This is a genomic window from Hymenobacter sp. (genome assembly GCF_031398885.1).
In the GTDB taxonomy this organism is placed as follows: Bacteria; Bacteroidota; Bacteroidia; order Cytophagales; family Hymenobacteraceae; genus Hymenobacter.
On sequence record NZ_JANNOD010000071.1, the window covers coordinates 1 to 22,127 of the forward strand.

The 22,127-nt window shown below is 65.0% G+C and carries 19 protein-coding genes; 8 read left to right on the forward strand and 11 right to left on the reverse strand.

Annotation, left to right across the window (positions count from 1 at the left end):
• Nucleotides 1–127: 127 nt before the first annotated feature.
• The 3 genes from RMO51_RS14675 to RMO51_RS14685 form a co-directional block, all read right to left on the reverse strand.
• The gene (locus RMO51_RS14675) at nucleotides 128–319 is read right to left on the reverse strand and encodes a hypothetical protein (protein WP_310395818.1); all 192 of its coding nucleotides are present in this window, start codon (nucleotides 317–319) and stop codon (nucleotides 128–130) included.
• Complete coding sequence (locus tag RMO51_RS14680; protein ID WP_310395820.1) at nucleotides 297–932, reverse strand: sigma-70 family RNA polymerase sigma factor; 636 nt, start codon at nucleotides 930–932, stop codon at nucleotides 297–299. Before RMO51_RS14680 ends, RMO51_RS14675 begins: the two co-directional genes overlap by 23 nt.
• A 360-nt stretch (nucleotides 933–1,292) precedes the next feature.
• Nucleotides 1,293–1,697, reverse strand: a complete 405-nt coding sequence (locus tag RMO51_RS14685) for a hypothetical protein (RefSeq protein WP_310395822.1) — start codon at nucleotides 1,695–1,697, stop codon at nucleotides 1,293–1,295.
• Between the two features lie 135 nt (nucleotides 1,698–1,832).
• On the opposite strand from RMO51_RS14685, the gene RMO51_RS14690 reads away from it, so the two are divergent.
• Nucleotides 1,833–3,152 carry an MFS transporter gene (locus tag RMO51_RS14690; protein ID WP_310395824.1) on the forward strand — a complete coding sequence of 440 codons (1,320 nt, stop codon included), beginning with the start codon at nucleotides 1,833–1,835 and terminating at the stop codon, nucleotides 3,150–3,152.
• Here RMO51_RS14690 and RMO51_RS14695 read toward each other — a convergent pair.
• The 8 genes from RMO51_RS14695 to RMO51_RS14730 all read right to left on the reverse strand — a co-directional run bounded on the left by RMO51_RS14695 (nucleotide 3,141) and on the right by RMO51_RS14730 (nucleotide 13,485).
• The gene (locus RMO51_RS14695) at nucleotides 3,141–3,773 is read right to left on the reverse strand and encodes a nucleotidyltransferase family protein (RefSeq protein WP_310395826.1); all 633 of its coding nucleotides are present in this window, start codon (nucleotides 3,771–3,773) and stop codon (nucleotides 3,141–3,143) included. The genes RMO51_RS14690 and RMO51_RS14695 overlap by 12 nt on opposite strands.
• Nucleotides 3,774–6,104, reverse strand: a complete 2,331-nt coding sequence (locus RMO51_RS14700) for a xanthine dehydrogenase family protein molybdopterin-binding subunit (RefSeq protein ID WP_310395827.1) — start codon at nucleotides 6,102–6,104, stop codon at nucleotides 3,774–3,776.
• A 116-nt stretch (nucleotides 6,105–6,220) separates the two neighbouring features.
• Nucleotides 6,221–7,207, reverse strand: coding sequence for a xanthine dehydrogenase family protein subunit M (locus RMO51_RS14705; protein WP_310395828.1), 987 nt, complete (start codon nucleotides 7,205–7,207; stop codon nucleotides 6,221–6,223).
• Between the two features lie 106 nt (nucleotides 7,208–7,313).
• Nucleotides 7,314–7,955, reverse strand: a complete 642-nt coding sequence (locus tag RMO51_RS14710; RefSeq protein WP_310395830.1) for a 2Fe-2S iron-sulfur cluster-binding protein — start codon at nucleotides 7,953–7,955, stop codon at nucleotides 7,314–7,316.
• Between the two features lie 154 nt (nucleotides 7,956–8,109).
• Nucleotides 8,110–9,177, reverse strand: a complete 1,068-nt coding sequence (locus RMO51_RS14715) for a helix-hairpin-helix domain-containing protein (RefSeq protein ID WP_310395832.1) — start codon at nucleotides 9,175–9,177, stop codon at nucleotides 8,110–8,112.
• Between the two features lie 266 nt (nucleotides 9,178–9,443).
• A complete protein-coding gene (locus RMO51_RS14720; RefSeq protein WP_310395834.1) occupies nucleotides 9,444–10,931 on the reverse strand; it encodes an alpha/beta fold hydrolase in 1,488 nt (495 codons plus the stop codon).
• A gap of 179 nt (nucleotides 10,932–11,110) precedes the next feature.
• On the reverse strand, nucleotides 11,111–12,511 hold the full coding sequence (locus RMO51_RS14725; RefSeq protein ID WP_310395835.1) for an alpha/beta fold hydrolase: 1,401 nt from the start codon (nucleotides 12,509–12,511) through the stop codon (nucleotides 11,111–11,113).
• A gap of 17 nt (nucleotides 12,512–12,528) precedes the next feature.
• Nucleotides 12,529–13,485: a hypothetical protein gene (locus tag RMO51_RS14730; protein WP_310395837.1), complete on the reverse strand. Its 957-nt coding sequence runs from the start codon at nucleotides 13,483–13,485 to the stop codon at nucleotides 12,529–12,531.
• 197 nt (nucleotides 13,486–13,682) lie between these two features.
• Here RMO51_RS14730 and uvrA point away from each other — a divergent pair, with 197 nt between their 5' ends.
• The 7 genes from uvrA (at nucleotide 13,683) to RMO51_RS14765 (ending at nucleotide 22,016) form a co-directional block, all read left to right on the forward strand.
• A complete protein-coding gene (gene uvrA, locus RMO51_RS14735; RefSeq protein WP_310395838.1) occupies nucleotides 13,683–16,610 on the forward strand; it encodes an excinuclease ABC subunit UvrA in 2,928 nt (975 codons plus the stop codon).
• Between the two features lie 159 nt (nucleotides 16,611–16,769).
• Nucleotides 16,770–17,651 (forward strand): hypothetical protein, encoded by an 882-nt coding sequence (locus RMO51_RS14740; protein ID WP_310395840.1) that lies wholly within the window; start codon nucleotides 16,770–16,772, stop codon nucleotides 17,649–17,651.
• 144 nt (nucleotides 17,652–17,795) lie between these two features.
• On the forward strand, nucleotides 17,796–18,887 hold the full coding sequence (locus tag RMO51_RS14745) for an SPFH domain-containing protein (protein WP_310395842.1): 1,092 nt from the start codon (nucleotides 17,796–17,798) through the stop codon (nucleotides 18,885–18,887).
• Between the two features lie 191 nt (nucleotides 18,888–19,078).
• Nucleotides 19,079–20,032 carry a sugar kinase gene (locus tag RMO51_RS14750; protein WP_310395844.1) on the forward strand — a complete coding sequence of 318 codons (954 nt, stop codon included), beginning with the start codon at nucleotides 19,079–19,081 and terminating at the stop codon, nucleotides 20,030–20,032.
• A gap of 81 nt (nucleotides 20,033–20,113) precedes the next feature.
• A complete protein-coding gene (tpiA, locus tag RMO51_RS14755; protein WP_310395845.1) occupies nucleotides 20,114–20,881 on the forward strand; it encodes a triose-phosphate isomerase in 768 nt (255 codons plus the stop codon).
• An 86-nt stretch (nucleotides 20,882–20,967) separates the two neighbouring features.
• Nucleotides 20,968–21,351, forward strand: a complete 384-nt coding sequence (locus RMO51_RS14760; RefSeq protein WP_310395847.1) for a hypothetical protein — start codon at nucleotides 20,968–20,970, stop codon at nucleotides 21,349–21,351.
• Complete coding sequence (locus RMO51_RS14765) at nucleotides 21,348–22,016, forward strand: alpha/beta hydrolase (protein ID WP_310395849.1); 669 nt, start codon at nucleotides 21,348–21,350, stop codon at nucleotides 22,014–22,016. The genes RMO51_RS14760 and RMO51_RS14765 overlap by 4 nt, the downstream gene beginning before the upstream one ends.
• Nucleotides 22,017–22,127 lie beyond the last annotated feature (111 nt).

Genomic DNA, 22,127 nt, shown 5'->3' on the forward strand with positions numbered 1-22,127 from the left:
GGTCGAATCATTGGCCCCGCGGGGAAATGATTCGACCAGCCCGGCACGGCCGCCTTTGTGGGTTTGAGCAGTTGCGCTTAGCTTTTTCGCCGGGAGTGAAGGGGTACCAACTGCACGACAAACGGGCTCAGGACTTGGCTAAAAAAGTGCGCGAGTAGCGCAAAATGGCCTCGGAGGTTTCGGGCCGGGGCTCGCGACGTACGCTGTCGAGAGCCCGCTGGGCCAAAAGAAGGTCGGCGCAGGCCACGGCCAGGTCCGGGTCGTGCTGCAGCGCCTCCTCTACCTCGCGCTGCCTTTCAACCGGCAACTCGTTGTACACATACTGGAGTAGTGTCGAATGGGGTAAGGTTTGGATCATAATAGACGGATTTGGCGGTCATTTTCTTCCGCAGGTTTATCAGCGCGTAGCGCATCCGGCCCAGGGCCGTGTTGATGCTCACGCCGGTGGCGTCGGCAATTTCCTGGAAACTCATGTCGCCGTAGTGGCGCATGAGCAGCACCTCCTTTTGGGCGGCCGGCAGTTCCTGGATTAACGCCCGAAGGCGGGTGTGGGTTTCCTCCCGGGACATGACATCGTCGGGGCCGTCGTCGGCGATGGTGAGCGTATTGGTCAGCCGGTCGTTGTCGGTGAGGCTGACGTGGGGGGCGCGCTTGCCGCGCCGGAACGAGTCGATGGCTAGGTTGTGAGCAATGCGGCAAATCCAGGGAGCGAACTTGCCTTCTTCGTTGTAGCGGCCACTTTTAAGGGTGTGGATGGCCTTGATAAACGTGTCCTGCAACAGGTCCTCGGCCACGTCCTCGTCGCGCACGATGAGCAGGATGGTCGTGTACGCCCGGCTGCGGTGCCGCTCCAGCAGGATGGCGAAGGCGGATTCCTGGCCGGCCAGGTAGAGGGAGATGAGCGCGGAATCGCTCGGTTGCAAGAGGTCCATAAAGGGCTACGGATAAGGGAACGTAGAGCTTTAGGCCATAGTATGCGGTTACCGAGAAAAAAATCAGGAGCGCGACGGGAGCGGGACGTTAAAACCCGCCAGAATCAGACCAAATGTAGAGCGAGGAAAAGCACATCCGCAATAGCTCCTGAAGAAAAATGACAAAATCTTTATGTCAAAACGGTGCAACCCTAGCCGGAAACCCCGCGAGCCCGCTTTCTTAACCATCTGCGAGGATTCTTAAAACCTATCCGAGAAAATAAATTGACAGTCATGCTTCATCTGGCGTCCGTTTGCCGAAGTATTTTTCGGATAGGTTCTTAATGCTGTTAACATTCGGCGCCTGGATACCGGGTCGGGTTATTGCGCCAGCCAGTGGTAGGCCGCGGCTTCGTCGGTGAAAAGCGCTTGCTGGTGGCCGTGGTTGGGGCGTGGGGCGGCGCCCGGGCCGGGCGCCGACGCGGCGGCCTTTTCCTGCGAAGCCCGCAGGGGCGAAGCCAAGAACGCGAGGCGCACGGGCTCGGCAAAACGGCCGGTGAGCCGGGGCAGGAATTCAGTGTCCATCCAGGCGGCGATGGCGGGGGTGGCCAGCTCCTGGCGGCGGCGCAGGTCGAGCAGCCAGCGCCAGCAGCCCAGGGCGTCGGCGGCTTTCAGAATGGCGAGGTAGCCGGTGTGCAGCTCCGGCACGCTGATTTCGCGCTGCCACCGCGCCACGATGGCCGGTAGGTCGGGACGGGGCGTAATTTCCAGGCCAAAAGCGGACATAGGCGAAGGCGGTATAAGAAGGTAGAAATGGGCTTCTAAGGTAGGGGAAACCCTCGGACTGGGAGCCTTCGCACCTCCCGGGCCCCGCTACCTTTGCGCCGCGCCGCCGGACCGGCGGGCGCATTTCCGCGCTTTATGCCTACCCCCACCGACGCTGCCGTTGCCCACGACCCCTACGCCGCCCTGCGCTTGCCCGAATTCCGACGCTTGATAGCGGCCCGGGTGCTGCTCACGGTGGCCAGCCAGATACAGGGCGTGGTGGTGGGCTGGCAGATTTACGAGCTGACCAACAACCCGCTGGCCCTAGGCCTGATTGGCCTGGCCGAAGCCATTCCCAGCATCACGGTGTCGCTCTACGCCGGGCACGTGGCCGACTCGGTGCCACGCAAGCGCATCATTGTGCCGGCCGTGCTGGTGCTGTTTCTGTGCTCGCTGAGCCTGTACCTGCTGGCGCAGCCGGCCGGCGTGGCGCTGTTTGCGGGCCGCGGGGCGCTGGCGCTGCCGCTGTACGTGCTGATGCTGTACGTGGTGCTGTTCGTGAGCGGCATTGCGCGCGGCTTTTTGGGGCCCGCGGTGTTTTCCTTCATGCCCCAGCTGCTGCCCAACCGCCAGTTGCTGGCTAACGCCGTGACGTGGAGTTCGACCAGCTGGCAGACGGCGGCCGTGCTGGGGCCGGCCATCGGCGGGCTGCTGTTTGCCAAGCAGGGCAAGGGCTTTGCCTACGGGGTCGATGCCGCGCTGATGCTGGCCGCGCTGCTGCTGTTCGTGAGCATTGCGGGCCGGGCGCTGCCCGCGCGCGAGGGCGAGCGGCTGAAACTGGGCGAGAGCATTCTGAGCGGGGTGAAGTTCATCTTTGGCAACCAGATTGTGCTGGGCGCGCTTTCGCTCGACTTGTTTGCGGTGCTCTTTGGCGGGGCGGTGGCGCTGCTGCCCATTTTTGCCAAGGACATTTTGCAGACCGGGCCCGACGGGCTGGGCTACCTGCGGGCCGCGCCGGCCGTGGGCTCGGTGCTGATGGCGGTGTGGCTCACCTACTCGCCGCTGCGGCGGCGGGCGGGGCGCAAGTTGCTGTGGGCCGTGGCCGGGTTTGGGCTGGCCACCATAGCTTTCGCGCTGTCGAAAAGCTTCGCGCTGTCGTTATTTTTGCTGTTTCTGACCGGCGTGTTCGACTCGGTTTCGGTCATCGTGCGCTCCACGCTCATTCACACCTACACCCCGGAGTACATGAAGGGCCGGGTGTCGGCGGTGAACAACATCTTCATTGGTTCGAGCAACGAGATTGGAGCCTTCGAAAGCGGGGCGGCGGCCAAGCTGATGGGCACGGTGACGAGCGTGGTGTTTGGCGGGGTGATGACGCTGGTGGTGGTGGCCGTCACCGCCTGGAAAGCCGACAAGCTGCGGGAGCTGGAAACAGGCACGAAGGAAGTAAGCGTCGCGGCCACGTCAGCGCTCTAGCAAGGCAGCGTACTGCTCGGGAGTATCCACGTCCAGCAGTCCGGCCGGAAAATCCACGCGGCCCACCGCCGCGCCCAGGCTGGCGATGAGCCGGTTGGCGCCCTGGATTCCTTGCAACTGGCCGAGCGCCGCAAGCATAGTTTGGTCGAACACCGCCGGTACGCCCAGCGTGTCGCCGTAGGCGGCGGCTACTACGGGCGCGTGAGTTTCTTGCTGTTGCGCCACCAGCTGCCGCAGTAGCTCCGGCGTGACCAGCGGCTGGTCGCTGAGCATGATGAGGACGGCGCTGGGCTTGGCGTTGGCCAGGGCGGCCAGGCCCGCGCGAATGGACGAAGCCATGCCCGTTTCCCACTCCGGGTTGTGCACTACCTGCACGGGCAGGCCGGTAACCTCGGCGGCCAAGGCCTCGTGCACCGCGCCGGTAACCAGCACGACGGGCGCGCAGCCGGTGGCCACGGCCGTTTCGGCGGCGTGGCGAAGCAGGGTGCGGCCTCGGTAGAGCAGTAACTGTTTGGGCTGGCCCATGCGGGTGGAGGCGCCGGCGGCCAGTAACAGCAGCGCCACCGCCCCGAAAGAACCTGGGACGGTGGCGCCGGATGGGGAAGCAGATTGTTCCAGCATCTACACCGATTTGGTGCCCAGGATTTTGTCGGGCGTGATGGGCAGGTCGCGCACGCGTTTGCCGGTGGCGTGAAACACGGCGTTGGCCACGGCAGCGGCCACGCCCACCATGGAAATCTCGCCGATGCCCTTCACGCCCATGGCGTTGATGTACGGGTCGTGCTCCTCGATAAACTCGATGGTCATGTCCGGGATGTCGGCGTTGACGGGAATGTGGTAGTCGGCCAGGTCCGCATTGACGTAGCGGGCGTAATGCTCGTCGCGGTGAGTAGCTTCCATCAGGGCCGAGCCGATGCCGAAAATGGCGCCGCCGATAATCTGGCTGCGGGCCGTTTTGGCATTCAGAATGCGGCCGGCGGCATTCACGCTCACCCAGCGCGTCACGCGCACGGTACCCAACTCGGGGTCGACCCGCACCTCGCAGAAGTGCGCGCCGAAGGAGTGCATGGAGTGCTGGCCGGCCTCGTCTTTCTTAGTGGGGTCGGCGTTGGCGGCGGCCGAGGCGGCTTCGTAGCCGGCGCCATACTTGCCGCTGCCGCTGCCCTCGATGTCGGTCATCTCGGCGCGCTTCATCAGGGCCATGAAGCTTTCGCCTGTGGCCTTGTCTTTTTTCAACTGAAGGCGGCCGTCCTCCACCATCACGTCTTCCGGCTTGGCGCGGAACAGCGGCGACTTTTTGTCTTGAATGGCCAGCTTGGTCAGCTTCTGCCACACGTCCTGCGCGGCTATGTACACCGACGACGCCACCGTGCCGGCCGCCACCGAGCCGCCCGAGTTGGGGGCCGTGGGCAGCTTGGTGTCGCCCAGCTCGAAGCGGACTTTGTCGGGCGGCAGGCCCAGCGAGTCGGCCGCTACCTGGGTCATCACGGTGTAGGTGCCGGTGCCGAGGTCGGTGGCGCCGCTCTGCACCACGGCGTGGCCGTCGGCGTAGAGGCGCACGCGGGCCGTGCCCTGCGAGTTGTGCACCGGGTAGCTGGCCGTGGCCATGCCCCAGCCGATGAGGTAGCGCCCGTCCTTGGTGGCGCCGGCTTTGGGGTTGCGCTTGCTCCAGCCAAAGAGCTCGGCCCCGCGGGCGTAGCACTGCTTCAGCGACTTGCTCGACCACGGCTTGCCGTTGGTCGGGTCTCGGTCGGCGTGGTTCAGCAGCCGAATGGCCAGCGGGTCGAGGCCCAGTTGGTAGGCCAAGTCATCCATCGAGCACTCAATGGCGAAAGCCCCGGGCGCCTCGCCGGGGGCCCGGGTGAAGGTGGACGTCATCACGTTGCCCCGGGCCAGCTGGTAGCTCGACTCGAAGTTGGGGCAGTCGTAGAGCAGGTTGATGATGCGGCTGTTGGGCTCGGCATAGTTGTCCCAGGGCGAGGTAGTGGAGGTTTTCTCGTGGATGAGCGCGGTGAGCTTGCCCTCCTTGGTGGCGCCGATGGTCAGGGTCTGGGTCTGGTCCTCGCGGTGGCCCATGCTGGTGTACTGCTGCTTGCGGGTGAGCATGAGCTTCACCGGGCGGCCCACGCCTTTGGCGGCCTGCACGGTAATCACCGTGTGGGGCCAGCACGAGCCCTTGCAGCCAAAGCCGCCGCCCAGGTACTTCGTGATGATGCGCACCTGGTCCTGCGGCAGCCCGAGCATTTGCGACAGCGCCTTTTGGGTGCGGGTCACGCCCTGGGTCGACTCGTACACCGTGAGGCGGTCGGGGCCGTCCCACAATGCGGTGGTCGAGCCCGGCTCCATGGGGTTGTGGTGGTTGATGGCGTGGGTGTACACGGCCGTCATCTTCACGGCCGAAGCGGCCAAAGCCTCCTTGGGGGTGCCGCGCCGGGTGTGGCCGTCGGTCTTGCCGTCCTGCACCTTTTCGGGGTCGAACAGCTTGGCTTTCGGGTCGGTGTAGGTGGCGATGGGGGCCTCGGCGGCGTAGGTCACGCGCACCAGCTGCGCGGCGTGGGTGGCGCGCTCAAAGGTGTCGGCCACGACGATAGCCACGGCCTGTCCGGCGTAGTGAATCACGTCCGTAGTCATGGGCATAAAGCCCATAGGCGCGCCGATGGCCTTTTTGCCGTCCGCGTCGTTGGGCGTTTTGGCCAGCTTGGGCAGGTTTAGGTGGGTGTAGATGGCCAGCACGCCGGGCTCCTTAGCGGCGGCGCTGGTGTCGATGCTCTGAATGCGGCCCCTGGCAATGTCGCTGGTTTTGAGCACCCCGTAGGTCAGGCCGGGCAACGGAAACTCGGCCGAATACTTGGCCTTGCCCGTCACCTTGTCGCGGCCGTCGACGCGGTCCAGCGGCTTGCCCACCACGCCGGGCTTGGGCGACGTTTCGAAAAAAGCAGGTTCGTTTTCCATAAGGGAGTCAATTAAAAATTAAAAATTGAGAATTAAAAATGATTGGAAAAAGGGGATGAAAGCTGAAGCCGGCACCCCAAATTTTTAATCTTTAATTCTCAATTTTTAATTACCATTTAAGCCTTGGCGGCGACATCGGTGAGGGCCCGAACCAGCGTATTCTGCGCCAGCTCGACTTTGAAACGGTTGTGTTCGCGGGGCTGGGCCTCGCGCATAGCCGCCGCGGCCGCCGTCCGGAAAGTGGCTTCCGTGGCGGGGGCGCCCATGAGCAGCTTCTCGGCCGCCGTCGAGCGCCAGGGCTTGGTGCCCACGCCGCCAAATGCCACGCGCGCCGAGCGAATCTGGCCCGCTTGCACGTCCAGGCCCACCGCGGCCGACACTAGCGCGTAGGCGTAAGAGGCGCGGTCGCGCACCTTGAGGTACGTGGACTTACGGGCGTGCGCGGCGGCGGGCACCGTCACGGCCACGATTAATTCGCCGGGCTCGAGCACGGTTTCGCGCTGGGGCGTGGTGCTGGGCAGTAGGTGGAAGTCGACCAGCGGCACGCGGCGCTGCTTGCCCTTGGCGTTTTCCAGAAGCACCACCGCATCAAGGGCCACCAGCGCCACGGCGAGGTCGCCGGGGTAGGTGGCAATGCAGGCCTGGCTGCCGCCCAGGATGGCGTGGCCACGGTTCTCGCCGTCGAGCGCGGGGCAGCCGGAGCCCGGCTGGCGCTTGTTGCACGGAAAAGCGGTGTCGCGGAAGTAGCCGCAGCGGGTGCGCTGCATCAGGTTGCCGCCGATGCTGGCCATGTTGCGCAGCTGCGGCGAGGCCGCCAGCAGCAGCGCCTGCGACACGGCCGGGTACTGCTCCAGCACGAGGGCGTTTTCGCCCACGTCGCTCATGCGCTCCAGAGCGCCGATGCGCAGGCCGTCGGCCGTTTGCTCGATGCCTTTGAAGGCCAGCGTGTTGATATCGACGAGCTGGCTGTGGGTTTCCACGTTCAGCTTCATCAGGTCAATCAAGGTGGTGCCGCCCGCGATGAAGGCGGCGCCTTGGCCGTCGCGCACGGCAGCCGTGGCTTCCTTGGCCTGCGTGGCTTGGAGATAGGTGAAGTTGTTCATGGCGTAGCGTAGTTGTCAGTTGCTCGTTGTCAGTTGTCAGTTCGTTTCAATAGTTCTAGTTCGTGCTGAGAGCACTAACAACTGACAACGAGCAACTGACAACTAATCAGGATTTCAAGCCGCTTTTCTCGACCTGTCGGATGGCCGCCACGATGTTGGGGTAGGCGCCGCAGCGGCAGAGGTTGCCGCTCATCCACTCGCGCACGTCGCCGTCCGTGGTGGCGTGGCCTTCCTTGATGCAGGCCACGCCCGACATCAGCTGGCCCGGCGTGCAGTAGCCGCATTGGAAGCCGTCGTGCTGAATAAAGGCGGCTTGCAGCGGGTGCAGCTCCTCGCCCTGGGCCAGGCCCTCGATGGTCGTGATTTCCTTGCCTTGGTTCATCACGGCCAGCGTAAGGCAGGAGTTGATGCGGCGGCCGTCGACCAGCACCGTGCAGGCGCCGCACTGGCCGTGGTCGCAGCCTTTTTTGGAGCCGGTCAGGTCCAGGTTTTCACGCAGGGCATCGAGCAAAGTCACCCGCGGCTCGGCCTGAATGGTGCGCACGGTGCCGTTCACTTTCAGGCGCATCTCGCTCACGCCCGCCACCTTTTTGGACGTGGCGGTGAGGCGCTCGGCCTGCCCCAGCAGCGGCGGCGCCAGGGCTAGGCCCAGGAAGCCGGAAGCCTGCTTGATAAAGGAGCGGCGGCCGTCGTCAGGCGCCGGGCCGTCGGGCAGCGCGGCCGAATCGGGCGTGGGGTTGTCAGTCATGGCGAGGGGAAATCAGGAGGTAGCTAACCGCTGGCAGCGGCCATTGGTTGAGCCCGGCCGGCACCCGGCGCCGGCCTGTGCGGAAGTTAATCATACTACGACTTTAGTACCCTGCGAAGTTGTCTTTGTGCCCAAAGTTGTTCGACACCCCGCCCTACTCGCACCGCACGTACGGCCGCAGCTTCTCCAGGTCCGCCGCTTTGAGCACCGGAATCTGCTGCAAATCCTCCACGCTTTTGAATGGTCCGTGTTGCTGCCGGTAGGCCACGATAAGCCGCGCCCGTGGCTTGCCGATGTACGGGTGCAGGTACATCTCGTCAAACGAGGCCGTGTTCACGTTCACCAGCTTGGGCGCAAAGCCGGCCCCGACGAAGGTGTATTTCTTCAAGCTGTCGCGCAGGTCCGGGGCATTCCGCAGCACGAATACTTCGTCCAACTGGTCCTCGCGCAGGTAGCCGCCCAGCTGGTTGCGGTAGCGCACCACCCACTTGGCCCGGCCGGCCCCAATGCCGCGAATCTGCATCAGCTGCGTGGTGTCGGCCGTGTTCAGGTCGAAGGGCTGCAGGTTGCGGGGCTTGCCGGGGAACTTGCCGGGCGTGGCGGCCGAGCTGGCAAAAGGCGGAAACTTGCCGTCGGGCCCGGGCTTGCTGGTGGCGTAGGCGGCCCGTTCCCCCCGGCCGGGCGCTTCGTCGGGCAGCTGCATAAAGGGCGCCAGCCGCTGGTACACCGAATCCTCCAGGCCGTACATTTTCTTCACCTGGGCCTTGGCCTTGAAGCCGCCCGCGGCGGTGCGGTACTTCACCATGCGGCCGGCCACAAAATGCGGCACGCCTCGGGCTTCCCAGCCTTCGGCCGTCAGCGCGTTGGGGTCGAAGGGGGCGAGTCGGACCTGGGCTACTTTGGGATAGCGGGCACCGCTGCGCTCAAATTTCTTGTATTCGCGTTTGGGGTAGCGGCTGGCGTAGCCTTGCTCGGTCGTGCGGTGAGCCTTGAGCGTGGCCACGAGTTCGTCCAGTCCTCGCTGGTCGGCGGCGGGTAGGTACACGGGCAGCGCGGGCCGCAACAGCACGGGCAGCACGACGGCGCCCAGCATCAGCACCAGCAGCCCGGCCATGCCCCGGGCCTCGCCGCGCGAGTAGCCGAAGTAGCGGCGCACCCAGCGCATCGGGCCGGAGTCGGCCCACGACCGGCGGGGCCGCGGCAAAGGAGGCGGAGCAGCCATGAAGAAGCGCCCGTGCGCGGTAGAAAAGTAGTAGCCCAGAAGAGAGAAGCGGCCAAGGCAGAACGCCCGGCCCCTTTAGCGTAGCCGGCAATGATAAGCAAAATCGCCGAAATGGCAAAAGCCGCGCGGCCGCGCACTGGGCTGGTCGGGCGGGCCTACAGCCGTTTTGAGGTTCGTGTACGTGGCGCGGCCGGGAAACCTCACCCCCGGCCCCTCTCCCGCGGAAAGGGGAGTCGGACGACCAACACGCGAACCTGATAATTGCCCTAGCTCCGCCGGTGCGAGGCGCTGGCCACCGGCCGGGTCTTCTTGCCTGGCGCGGCGCGGCGCTTCACCGTGAGGGGAAGCTGGTCGTCGGGCATCTTGGTTTCCCGGGCCACCCAGCTGTAAATGAGCTTGAGGGCCTCGGGCGCGAAGGTGGGCTGCTGCACGCCGTTCACGATGGGCCACTGGGCCGGGGCGGTTTGAAAAAAGTGGTTCAAGCCAGTGAGGCGGTAAGAGGCCACCGGGCGGTGGGCCCGGCGCAGGGCCCTGGCCAGCGGCGCCATGTTGCGCTTGGCCGACACCTGCAAGTCGGCCGTGCCGTTGAGCAGCAGCACCGGGCACTGCACTTTGCTCAGCTGCGACTGGGGGTTGAAATCGAAGAAGTAGCGGCTCCAGGGGGTGGTGAGCTGCACGGCGCGGGCGCGGGCCATGCCGACGTCCAGGCCCGTGTTGGTGCCGTTGAGTAGGGTCGCCACTTTGGCGCGGGCCAGCGTGTTGTCGGGGGTTTGGCGGATGACGTCGACCGTGCTTTGGTACACGTCGCGGGCGGCCTGCACCTGGGCGGGGTCGGCCCCAATCAAGCGCATGATTTCGCCCTGCTGGCGCAGCAGCACCTCGGCACCTGGCTGGCCGTAGCCGGCCAGCGACACCACGAACGCCGGCGTTTGGCCCGGCGTGGCGGCGGCGAGCAGGGCCACGTTGGCGCCTTCGCCGTGCCCGAGCAGGCCCACGCGGTGCGAGGAGATGAGCGGCCGGCCGCGCAGGTAGCTCAGCGCGGCCCGGGCGTCGGTCACGAAGTCGGCGGTGGTGGCGCTGGTGTAGGTGCCGCTGGACTTGCCCACGCCGCGGTCGTCGAAGCGCAGCACGGCCACCCCGTGCCGGGTCAGATAGTCCGACAGCTGCCCGAACATGCGGTAGCCGGTCACTTCCACGTCGCGGTTCTGCGGGCCCGAGTCCGACAGCAGCACCACGGCCGGGAAAGGACCGGTGCCCGCGGGCACGGTGAGGGTGCCGCCAATGCGGCTTTTGGTGACGGGGTTGACGAAGCTAACGTCGGTTTCGCGGTACGGCGGGGTGGCCTTGAATTTGGTGACGGCCCGCGCCGAAGCGGCAACGCGCTTGAGCACCATTGGGGACGTGACCCCCGGCTGCTTCCAGGTGCCGGTGAGCGTGGCCCCGCCGTTGCTCACCTTGCCCACGAAGCTGCTGCCCGCCTGCTCGATGCGCAGCTGCAGGTCGGTGCCCTTCAACTCCACGTCGACCGGCATGCGGCTGATGCGCTGCTGCGGGGCATCGAGGGCGGCGTAGTAAGTACCGTTGGTGAGCGGCACGATGGTGATGGTGATGCCGATTTGGCCGCCGAGCAGCTTCAGCGGGCCTTTCCACTGGCCACTGAGCGGGGCCGGCGTTGCCGGTGGACTTGCCGCGACGAACGAGGACTGCCCCAAAAAAGCAGCCGTAAACAAGGGGACTAGTATAAATCGTATCATGGAATCAGACTATATAAACAAAGCCGCACGGAATTCAGACAAAAAACGAAGCTGAAAAGTACAACATACGTGCTTGGTTGCCAGTCAGGTTGCGCCCTGGGCAGCACCCACGAAAAACGGCCATGGCGACCCTCATGGACCGCTCATTTCGTTGAAACCCGAAAAAAACACGACAAACCCTACTTCTGGGTGTGCTGCGCCACCCATTCGCCGATGAGCTGCAGGGCGGCCGGGGCCATTGTTTCTTCAATGGTGCCGTACTCGGCCGGCCCGCCCGTGCCGGCAGTCTGAAACAAGTGGTTGAGGCCGGGCAGCTCCTTCACGGTGACGTCGCGGTTGCCCCCGGCTTTGAGGGCCGCCGCCGTGGCGGCCAGGCTGCGGGTGGCGGGCACCTGCACGTCCTTGCTGCCGCCCAGGGCCAGCACTGGGCAGCGCACTTTGGCCAGGGTCTGGGCCGGGCGGTCGGCCAGCAGGTGGCGGTAGTCGGGCGAGGTCAGGGCGGCCAGCTGTGGCTCCAGCTGCGCCAGCAGCTGCGGGTCGGTCGAGCGCGCGGGGTTGAGCAGCGTCAGCAGCTCAGCACGGGCCAAGGCATTGTCCGACGTCTGCTGAATAATCTGAACGACGCTCCGCTGGGCTTTTTCGGCGGCCGCGAGTTGGGCCGCGTCGGTGGTTTGCAGGCGGGCCAGGGCCAGCACCTGCTGCACTATCAGCTCGTCGCCCGCCAGGCCGGGCGCGGCCAGCAGCACCAGAAAATCGGGCCCGCCTGGCCCGGCCGCCGCCCCAATGGCCGCGGTGCCGCCCAGGCTGTGGCCCAGCAGGCCCACCTGGTTTTTGCGGATGCCGGGCTGGGCGCGCAGCCAGGCCAGCGCGGCCTGGGCGTCGGCGGCGTAGTCGGCGCTGGTCGAGCCGGCCAGCGTGCCGCCGCTCTGGCCCACGCCGCGGTCGTCGAAGCGCAGCACGGCCACGCCGTTGCGGGTGAGGTGGTCGGCCAGCACGCCGAAAAGCTGGTGGTCGAAAATGGTGTTGTTGCGGTCCTGCGGCCCCGAGCCGGTGAGCAGCACCACGGCCGGAAACGGGCCCATGTCGGCGGGCACGGTGTAGGTGCCGGCCAGCGTCAGGCCGGCCTTCTCGTTTCGGAACGTGATGTCGGCCGACTGGTACGGGAAGGGCGGGCGCGGCGTTTGGGGGCGGTTTGGAGTGGCGGCCGGGGCTTTCGTGCCGCCGTCGCGGGTCAGCGTCAGCGGAATCACCCGCAGGCCTTGCTGCCATTCGCCCACCAGTTGCCGGCCGTCGGCCGAGCGGCGGCCGGCGAACCGGGCCGCGGGCTGGGCCAGGCGCAGGTACACGCTGTCGCCGGGCGCCGTGAATTGCACCGCCAGGCCCTGCACCTTTTGGGCGGGAATGTCGAGCGAAGCCATGCGCGGCCCGGTGGCAGGGTCGAGCAGGTGCATGGTGAGGTCGATGGGCCCGAGCGTGCCCGTCCAGTGGCCGGTGAGGCGGGGGCCGGCGGGCTGGGCGTGGGCGCCGGTGGCCAGGGCCAGCAACGCGGCGGTGATGAGGAGGCGAACGGGCGTGGGCATGGAAGTGCGCGTAGCAGCTAGAAGCGAACAGCAACGGTTGCTATCTTTTGGTTTTGCGGGATTTGTTGCGTGACGTAAAGCGCGTTGGCAATGCAACTGGCCGCACTGTAATTGGTGTAAATAAATAGCTGCTTGTTATTGTAAGAGGCGACGAAACTGGAACCAATAGCTGGTCTTTGAGCCGAAAAAAGAAAACATTTCTTACCTGCTTTATCAAGCAAAGGCACCGGAATTCGAGGGTTGGTCGCTAAAGCAAAGTGGCATACTTCGAGCAAAATATCTTTCCACGTCTTGATTGGCTTGATGGTACCGTTGGGCAGTCTTATTTCCTTTGGCTTTTGGCCGGGTTGCAAAGACAATAGTTGAACCCGGGCCAAATCGATAAAATCCAAGGAAGGTGTAACGGGCTTCTTCTTTTTAGGCTGCTTCGAACTGACCTTTCTGACCGTTGCGGTTTTGCTCGTCGCCTCAATAAGCGAGGGAGGTTCTTTCTCGGGTGATACCGGTTCATATCCCGGCAAAGGCATTAGTCCGTGCCCACCGTGCGCGGCATCCAACCACTGAATAAGCTGCGTAGCCGCCGGCAAGAAGGCCTGTTCGGTTAAGGTGAACGTGATTGGCTCGGCTTTTCCCTTTTGCAAATTCGAGTGGATGTGCCAGTGGATGCCGTCCGTTATGCAAACCGTTTGCACGTCCAGCGACAATGCGTAACCCAGGATTTTTCCTACGTACCCGTACTTATCCAAGCTGCTGCCCAAGCACTTGGCTTCAATCACCAGATAGGGCTTGCCGGCCACGTCGTTGAGCAAATAATCGACCCGCAGCTCATTGCCGAGGCTTTTTTCGGGTTCTACCATGCGCACGTTGGCGGTGTCCCAGCCCAGCGCCCGGAGAACGGGTTCAATCAGCGCGGCCCGGGTCGCCGCTTCGTTTTTCTGAAATATGCCCGCGTTGGCCGTGGCGTTGGCGTGCACGCCCCGTAGAATCCGGTGGAGAGTGGCGAGGGGACTGAGAAGAAGCATCGATGACAACGAGGCGAAGAATGTCGCAATGTTAGGCACTCCGTGACCTTATTCTTGATTTTTCGCTTCGCCGGCGGCCGTACCTTCGTTGCCGAAAGCACTTGCACTCGGCCGAAACCTTCCAAGCCACTTGCGTTGTTAGTCCAGCTATGCCCAAGAAAGACTCGTTGCAAGTTTCGGCCCCCGCCGATAACGCCATTGACCACCTCGACCCGCGCGAATTCATCCTCATCAAAAACGCCCGGGTTCACAACCTCAAAAACCTCAGCGTGGCCCTGCCGCGCAACCAGTTCATCGTCGTGACGGGCCTGAGCGGCTCGGGCAAATCCAGCTTGGCGTTTGACACCTTGTACGCCGAGGGCCAGCGCATGTACGTGGAAAGCCTGAGCAGCTACGCCCGGCAGTTCCTGGGCCGCATGGACAAGCCCGACGTGGACTACATCCGCGGCATCTCCCCGGCCATTGCCATCGAGCAGAAGGTCAGCATCAAGAACAACCGCTCGACGGTGGGCACCAGCACCGAGATTTACGACTACCTCAAGCTGCTGTTTGCGCGGGTGGGGCGCACGTTTTCGCCCGTGAGCGGCCAGCAGGTGCGCAAGGACAACGTGGCCGACGTGGTGGACTTCCTGGCCGCCCAGCCCGAGGGCACCAGGGCCATGGTGCTGGCCCCGCTGCTCACCGAAAAAGGCCGGCTCATGAGCAAGGAGCTGGACTTGCTGCTGCAAAAAGGCTACAGCCGCGTGGTGGCGAACGGCGTGACGTCGCAGATTGAGGACCTGATAGGGGAGGGCCGCCCCGAGGTGCCGGGGGAGGTGTTCATCATGGTGGACCGCGCCGTGCTGCGGCCCAACGACGAGGACCTGCTCTTCCGCCTCTCCGACTCGGTGCAAACGGCGTTTTTTGAGGGCCACGGGACATTAGTTGTTAGTTATCAGTTGTCAGTTGTCACTGAAAACGGCTCCGGCCTAACAACCGACAACCAGCACCCAGCACCCGATGGAAAGCAACTAACAACTGACAACCAGCAACTAACAACTATAACCTTCTCCGACAAATTTGAGCTGGACGGCCTCGTATTCGAGGAGCCGAGCGTCAACTTTTTCTCTTTCAACAACCCCTACGGCGCCTGCCAGACCTGCGAGGGCTTCGGCTCGGTGCTGGGCATCGACGAGGACCTGGTGATACCGGACAAGAGCCTGACCGTGTACGAAGGCGCCATCGCGCCCTGGCGCACCGAGAAGCAGGGCGAGTGGCTGAAGCCGCTGCTCAAAAACGGCATCCGCTTCGACTTCCCCATTCACCGCCCCTACGCCGACCTGAGCCCGGCCGAGCAGCGCCTGCTCTGGACCGGCAACAAGTACTTCGACGGCCTGGACAAGTACTTCCAGTGGGTGAGCGAGCAGACCCACAAAATCCAGTACCGGGTGCTGCAAAGCCGCTACCGGGGCCGCACCACCTGCCCGGACTGCCGCGGCACCCGCCTGCGCAAGGACGCGCAGTACGTGCGCATCGATGACCGCAACATCGCCGACATCGTGCTGCTGCCCATCTCTGAAGCGCTGAAATTCTTCGAGAACCTGCGCCTGAACGAGCACGACGCCAAAGTGGCCGAGCGCCTCGTGACCGAAATTACCAATCGCCTCGGCTACCTCAACCGCGTGGGCCTGGGCTACCTGACTTTGAACCGCTTGAGCAACACGCTCAGCGGCGGCGAGAGCCAGCGCATTTCGCTGGCTACCTCGCTGGGTTCGGCGCTGGTGGGCTCCATGTACGTTCTGGATGAGCCGTCCATCGGCCTGCACCCCAAGGACGCCGAGCAGCTCATTGGCGTGCTGCGCTCGTTGCAGCAGCTCGGCAACACCGTGGTGGTGGTGGAGCACGAGGAGAAGATGATGGAAGCCGCCGACCAGATTATCGACATCGGCCCCGAAGCCGGCAGCGGCGGCGGCCACCTGATGTTTCAGGGCACCATGGCCGAGCTGCTGCAGGACACCACCACCTACACCGGCCAGTACCTGAGCGGCCGCATGGAAGTGGCCGTGCCCGCCGTGCGCCGCCCCTGGCGCAACGCCCTGGAACTGACCGGCGCCCGCGAAAACAACCTCAAGAACGTGAGCGTGAAGATTCCGCTCGGCGTGATGACCGTGGTGACGGGCGTGTCGGGCTCGGGCAAGTCCACGCTCATCAAGCGCATCCTGGCGCCGGCGCTGATGAAGATGCTGGGCGGCGGCGCGGGCGAGAGCACCGGCAAGTTCGACCGCCTCACCGGCGTGAACGGGCAGGTGTCGCACGTCGAGTTCGTGGACCAGAACCCCATCGGCAAGTCGTCGCGCTCAAATCCGGTGACCTACGTGAAGGCCTACGACGCCATTCGGACGCTGTTTTCAGAGCAGCCGCTGGCCAAGGCCCGGGGCCTGAAGCCCTCGCACTTCTCGTTCAACGTGGACGGCGGGCGCTGCGAGGTGTGCCAGGGCGAGGGCCAGGTGAAAATCGAGATGCAGTTCATGGCCGACATCTACCTGACCTGCGAGGGCTGCGGCGGCCGCAAGTTCAAGCAGGATATTCTGGAGATTAAGTACCAGGACAAGGGCATCGACGAAGTGCTGGAGCTGACCGTGGCCGACGCCGTGCAGTTTTTCAAAAGCCAGCCCAAAGTAGCCGAGCGCCTCCAGCCGCTCGAAGACGTGGGCCTCGGCTACATCCGCCTGGGGCAGTCGGCCAACACGCTCAGCGGCGGCGAGGCCCAGCGCGTGAAGCTAGCCTCGTTCCTGACCAAAGGCGCCACGCTGCAGCAGGACAAGATTCTGTTCATTTTCGACGAGCCCAGCACCGGCCTGCACTTCCACGACATCGCCAAGCTGCTGGGCGCCCTGAATGCGCTCATCGAGCAGGGCAACTCCGTGCTCATCATCGAGCACAACGTCGACATCATCAAGTGCGCCGACTGGCTCATTGACCTCGGCCCCGAAGGCGGCCTCAACGGCGGCCACTTGCTCTTCGAGGGCACCCCCGAGGAGCTGGTGAAATTGAAAAATTCTAACCACACCGCGCGGTTTCTGGCCGACAAAGTGTAACGTTGCGGTCGGGAGCGGCCGCGTTGGAGAGAACGTCTCGACACGTGCGGCCGCGTAGCCAAGTAGTGGTTCGTTTTGCTCGGCTGATTAGGGGAGCCCGGCCTAATCCGACCGTGCTTATTGATGCGTAGGTAGCCACCCAATTGTATTATTTTATTTATGTCCACCCAAACAATATCATCCGAGCACTACGCCGCTCCCGACCGTTCGGCCACGGCGTGGGTGTGGCGCTGGGTGGCGGCCTTGGCCGTTTTTGGTAATATTTTCCTCAACTACTACGCCAACACCCGGCCCTTCAATGGGCAGACCATGGGGCAGGTTTCGGCCAAGTACCCCACGCTGCTCACGCCGGCGCCTTACGCTTTCAGCATCTGGGGCCTGATTTTTCTGGGGTTGGCGGCGTACGCGGTGTGGCAGCTGCTGCCCGCGCAGCACCGGCTCTCGTTGCCCGACGCCGCGGCCAAGCCCCTGGCGCTGGCCAGCGTGGCCACCGGCGCCTGGGTCGTGCTGTTTGCTTACGAGCTGATTCTGCCTAGCGTGGCCGTCATGCTGCTGATTCTGGCCGGTCTCGTTACCGCCTACGGGCGGGTGCGGCGGCGACTGGCGGCCGGGGCGGAGCCGGGGTGGGTCGGCGTACCTTTTTCCCTGTACCTGGGGTGGATTTCGGTGGCCACGGTCATCAACGCCACCATCGGGCTGCGGGAGCTGGGGTGGGAGGCTAGCGAGGAAGTGGCGGTGGTCCTGGCGCTGGCCCTGCTGGTGGTCGTGGTGACCCTGGCGCTGGTGGTGGCCCGGGCGTTTGGCGACGTGGTGTTCCCGCTGGTGGTGGCCTGGGCGCTGGTGGCCATTTGGATGGTGCGGCTGCGCGAGGTGCCCGCGCTGGGCTGGGCCGCGCTGGCCGGCGCCACGGTGGCGGCCATTGCCGGCGTGCTGCTGGCGTGGCTGGGCGGCCGCAAGCAGCCCTGGCAGTTGCGCGAACAAGCCGCCGCCGCCGCCGAAGCCGAGATTGCCGCCCGCAAAGCGGTGCGGGCGGGGCAGTAGGGCGCGCGGCCGTTCCCGGGGCCGGGCCGGCGTGGGGGACTGGCGTGGTCGCGTGTTCTCTTCCGATGAGTTGGTGGTACAGTACTTTGCGGCGCAATAGGGCCGGGCTCGCCGGCGCTGCCCGCTCCCCTCATCCTCCCGCTTATGTTCGGCCTCAGCTACGCCAAGTTTGATTCGGTAACTTACGTCATGCAGTACCGCAACGGCCGGCTGGTGCGCGAGGGGCGCGGGCTGGCCTTCTTCTACGCCACGCTGGGCAGCACCATCGCGGCCGTGCCGCTGGCTTCCAACGACCTGCCGTTCATCTTCAACGAAACCACGGCCGACTACCAGAGCATCAGCATCCAGGGCCAGCTCACCTACCGCATCACCCAGCCCCGGCAGCTGGCCGAGCTGCTCGACTTCACGGTGAACAGCGCCGGCATCTACAAAAAGAACGAGTTGGAAAAGCTCAACCAGCGCCTCGTGAACGAGGCCCAGACCGCCACCTCGGCCTTCGTCCACGGCCTGGGGCTGAAGGATTCAGTGCGCTCGAACAAGGCCATTGAGGCCGAAGTGGTGGCCGGGCTGCGGGCTTCGGCGGCGGTGGCGCTGCTGGGCATTGAGGTGCTGGGGGTGAACATCCTGGCCGTGCGCGCCACGCCCGAAATGGAGCGCGCCCTGGAGGCCGAAACCCGCGAGCGCCTGCAGCAGGAAGCCGACCAGGCCGTGTACGAGCGCCGCAACTTCGCCGTGGAGCAGGAGCGCCGCATCAAGGAGAGCGAGCTGAACACCGACATCGCGGTGGAGGAAAAGCGCAAGCAGATTGACGAGAAGCGCAACCAAACCCAGCTCCAGCGCGCCGCCAACGAGCAGAAGCTGCGCGAGTTGCAAGTGCAGGCCGACATCGCCGTGGAAGCCAGCCGGGCGCAGCTGCTGGAGCAGCAAACCGCCAACGAGCGCCTCGCCGCCGACGCCCAGGGCTACGTCACCGAAACCACCCTGCGCCCCTTCCGCGACCTGGACTGGCGCACCCTTACCGCCCTGCAGAACAACCCCAACCCGCGCCTCAACATTGCCCTGGCCTTCCGCGAGCTGGCCGAGAACGCCGGCAAAATCGGCACCCTCAACATCACCCCCGATTTGCTGGAAGGCCTGCTGAGCGACGATGGCAACGGCACCGGCAGCCCTGGCGGTGACCAGCCCCGGCGGGACCCGCCCGCGACCCCGGCGCAGCCCAAGTCCGGCCGCCGGTAACCTCACCCCCTGACCCCCGGTTCGCTTGAAGCGCGAAGCCCGCGGAGAGGGGGCACCGGAAGTCAGTTAAAAATGAAGAGTCAAAAAGCAGTCAGTTTTAACTGTCAACTTTTAACTCTTTTCCGGTGCCCCCTCTCTGAAGGAGAGGGGGTCAGGGGGTGAGGCATCCCCCCCGAACGACAATCTACACTATGCCCGCCCCCCTCGAATACGCCATTATCATCAAGAGCAAAACCCGCTACGAGGCGCTGCTGGAGCGGTTCAACACGGCGGGGCAGGCGCGGTTCTACCTCAAGCGCAAGGCCGGCCAGGAAACTGATAGCGACGCCGAGTTTGAGGAATACGCCCAGGAGCACCAGCGCATCGAGGCGGCCGTGGCCCGGGTGCAGCGCGAGCTGACGGGCGTGGTGAAAAGCAAAATCGTGGAGCGCGCCTTCCTGCCCTCGTTCCTCTTTGCCGACAACCAACTAGTGGTGGTGGTGGGGCAGGACGGGCTGGTGGCCAACGCGGCCAAGTACGTGCGCGGCCGCCCGCTGGTGGCCGTCAACCCCGACCCCGACCGCTACGACGGCGTGCTCCTGCCCTTCCGGCCCGACACCTGCCGCGCCGCCGTGCAGCGCGTGGTGGCCGGCCAGTACCCCGTGCGCGTGCACCAACTGGCCGAGGCCCGCCTCAACGACGGTCAGCGGCTGCTGGCTTTCAATGACCTGTTCATCGGGGCGGCCTCGCACGTGTCGGCGCGCTACAAAATCAGCTTCGACGACGAAACCGAGGAGCACTCCTCGTCGGGCATCATCGTGGCCACGCCGGCCGGCAGCACGGGCTGGCTCAGCTCCATCTTCAACATGACGGCCGCCGTGGAGGACTTTGCGGGCGGCTTGGGGCGCTTGGATGCTTACCCCGCGCCGGCGGCCGACGAGCTGCTGTTTGTGGTACGGGAGCCTTTCCTGAGCAAGCGCACCCAGTGCGGGCTGGTGGCCGGGCGCCTGCACGCCGGCCGCTCCTTGCAAGTGGAGTCCTTGATGCCGGCCGGGGGCGTGATTTTTTCGGATGGCGTGGAAGCCGACTTTCTCCGGTTCAACGCCGGGGCCGTGGCCACCGTGGGGCCGGCGGCGGAGGTGGCCCGGCTCGTGCAGGCCGGCTGACGCCGCGGGGCGCTAAACGCTGGGCGCCGTTTGCCGTTAGCTTTGCGGGGTAACCTTGTCTCCTCCCTAGCTCCTTCGCACATGCGCCAAAACCTCGTTGCCGGCAACTGGAAAATGAACCTGACCCACCCGGACGGCCTGGCCCTGGTGGCCGAAATCACCCGCCTGGCCGGGGCCGCTTCCATCGGCGCCAACGGCCCGGAAATTGTCATCTGCCCGCCGTTTCCGCTGCTGCACGCCGTGGGTGAGAAGTTAGGCAAGGGTGCTAAATTTCACCTCGGCGCGCAGAACTGCCACCAGAAGGAGAGCGGCGCCTTCACCGGCGAAGTGTCGGCTCAGCTGCTGGCCTCGGTGGGGTGTGAGTACGTTATTCTGGGCCACTCGGAGCGGCGCCAGTACTTCCGCGAGGACGACGAGCTGCTGAGCCAGAAGCTGAAAGCCGCCCTGGCCGCCGGCCTCAAGCCCATCTTCTGCGTGGGCGAGTCGCTCGACACCCGCGAGGCCGACGAGACGTTCGACTACCTCGGCAAGCAACTGGCCGACGGGCTGTTCCACCTCAGCAACGAGGAGTTTGACCAAGTGACGGTGGCCTACGAGCCCATCTGGGCCATTGGCACGGGCCGCACGGCCAGCAGCGCCCAGGCCCAGGAAGTGCACGCCTTCATCCGCGAGCGGATTGCCCGGGCCTACGACGCCAAAGCGGCCCTGGACACCACCATTCTCTACGGCGGCTCGGCCAATGCCCAGAACGCGCGGGAGCTGTTCGGGCAGCCCGACGTGGACGGTGGCCTGATTGGCGGCGCCTCGCTGAAAGCGGCGGACTTTACGGCTATCATTCAGTCGTTTTAGGCCGCGGCCTGGCACCGTTATTGGCAAGTCGGTCGGGCACTGATATCCGGTACAGTTTCACTCACAACACAACTGTTTTTTCGGTCATGTTCTTCTCCTTTTTGCTCGCGGCCTGGCTGACGGCCGCCGCGCCCGCTTCGCCGGCCACCGGCGTGCCGGCTGCGGCCCGCACGTCGGTAGCCGGCCCGCTGGAGCCGTGCAAAATCTACGGCTCCATCTACCTCGAAACCGACCCGGCGCGGCGCGGCTACTGCTTCGGCACGGTGTACGTGGAGCCCGAGGAAGCCTTTGCCGACCTGCTCGTGTTCAAGGAAACCAACAAGCTGTTCGCCGACAAGGCCGGCCTGTGGGCTGACGCCCCGGCCCGCGACTTTGCCGACTACGTGCTGTTCGTGACGCCCGACCGGGGCAAGGCCGACTTCGCCATTCACTACACCACGGTGCGCTCGTTCGCGGGCTGCAAACCGTGAGCGCGCCGCCGCAGGCCCGGCGCAAAGTGTACTTTGTTAGCGGGCTCGGCGCCGACGAGCGGGCGTTTCAGTTTCTGGACTTGCCCGGCGTTGATAAAATATTTGTGAAGTGGCTACCCCCGGGCCCGCGCGAGCCGCTGCCCGCGTACTGCCAGCGCCTGTTGGCACAAATCGACCTGAGCCAGGAAATCAACCTGGTCGGAATGTCGTTCGGCGGCATCGTGTGCCAGGAGATGGCCCGGCTGGTGCCGTGCCGCAAGGTCTTGCTCATTTCCAGCGTGAAGAGCCCGCGCGAGATGGGCTGGCAGCTGCGGCTGGTGGCCCGCAGCCGCGCCTACCGCGCCGTGCCGGCTCGGCTGCTGAAGTGGAGCAACCTGCTCACGGCCAACCATTATTTCAGCGTCGAAACCCCGGCCGAAGCGGCGCTGCTCCGCCAGATTATTGAGGACACCGACCCGGAGTTCGCGCGCTGGGCCATTGCCGAACTCATGGCCTGGCCCGCCCAGGCGCCCCTGCCCGGCGTGGCCCACCTGCACGGCGGGCGCGACCGCATATTCCCGGCCGCCCCCATCCGAAACGCCACCATTATTGCGGACGCGGGCCACTTCATGGTCGTCAACCGCGCCGCCGCCGTGAGTGCGTTCATTGCGCGTGAGCTGAACTAGGGTGTGTGGACAGTGGCGGCTTTGTCCACTTTTTAAGTTAAAAATGGCGGTCATGCAGCGCGCAGCGAAGCATCTCGCGTGCTGACGACAACAACGGTAGCACGCGAGATG

Bases quoted from the DNA above. Each gene is read 5' to 3' on its own strand.
- RMO51_RS14680 (WP_310395820.1), bottom strand. From the start codon at position 932: ATGGACCTCTTGCAACCGAGCGATTCCGCGCTCATCTCCCTCTACCTG.
- RMO51_RS14685 (WP_310395822.1), bottom strand. From the start codon at position 1,697: ATGTCCGCTTTTGGCCTGGAAATTACGCCCCGTCCCGACCTACCGGCC.
- RMO51_RS14690 (WP_310395824.1), top strand. From the start codon at position 1,833: ATGCCTACCCCCACCGACGCTGCCGTTGCCCACGACCCCTACGCCGCC.
- RMO51_RS14695 (WP_310395826.1), bottom strand. From the start codon at position 3,773: ATGCTGGAACAATCTGCTTCCCCATCCGGCGCCACCGTCCCAGGTTCT.
- RMO51_RS14700 (WP_310395827.1), bottom strand. From the start codon at position 6,104: ATGGAAAACGAACCTGCTTTTTTCGAAACGTCGCCCAAGCCCGGCGTG.
- RMO51_RS14705 (WP_310395828.1), bottom strand. From the start codon at position 7,207: ATGAACAACTTCACCTATCTCCAAGCCACGCAGGCCAAGGAAGCCACG.
- RMO51_RS14710 (WP_310395830.1), bottom strand. From the start codon at position 7,955: ATGACTGACAACCCCACGCCCGATTCGGCCGCGCTGCCCGACGGCCCG.
- RMO51_RS14715 (WP_310395832.1), bottom strand. From the start codon at position 9,177: ATGGCTGCTCCGCCTCCTTTGCCGCGGCCCCGCCGGTCGTGGGCCGAC.
- RMO51_RS14720 (WP_310395834.1), bottom strand. From the start codon at position 10,931: ATGATACGATTTATACTAGTCCCCTTGTTTACGGCTGCTTTTTTGGGG.
- RMO51_RS14725 (WP_310395835.1), bottom strand. From the start codon at position 12,511: ATGCCCACGCCCGTTCGCCTCCTCATCACCGCCGCGTTGCTGGCCCTG.
- uvrA (WP_310395838.1), top strand. From the start codon at position 13,683: ATGCCCAAGAAAGACTCGTTGCAAGTTTCGGCCCCCGCCGATAACGCC.
- RMO51_RS14740 (WP_310395840.1), top strand. From the start codon at position 16,770: ATGTCCACCCAAACAATATCATCCGAGCACTACGCCGCTCCCGACCGT.
- RMO51_RS14745 (WP_310395842.1), top strand. From the start codon at position 17,796: ATGTTCGGCCTCAGCTACGCCAAGTTTGATTCGGTAACTTACGTCATG.
- RMO51_RS14750 (WP_310395844.1), top strand. From the start codon at position 19,079: ATGCCCGCCCCCCTCGAATACGCCATTATCATCAAGAGCAAAACCCGC.
- tpiA (WP_310395845.1), top strand. From the start codon at position 20,114: ATGCGCCAAAACCTCGTTGCCGGCAACTGGAAAATGAACCTGACCCAC.
- RMO51_RS14760 (WP_310395847.1), top strand. From the start codon at position 20,968: ATGTTCTTCTCCTTTTTGCTCGCGGCCTGGCTGACGGCCGCCGCGCCC.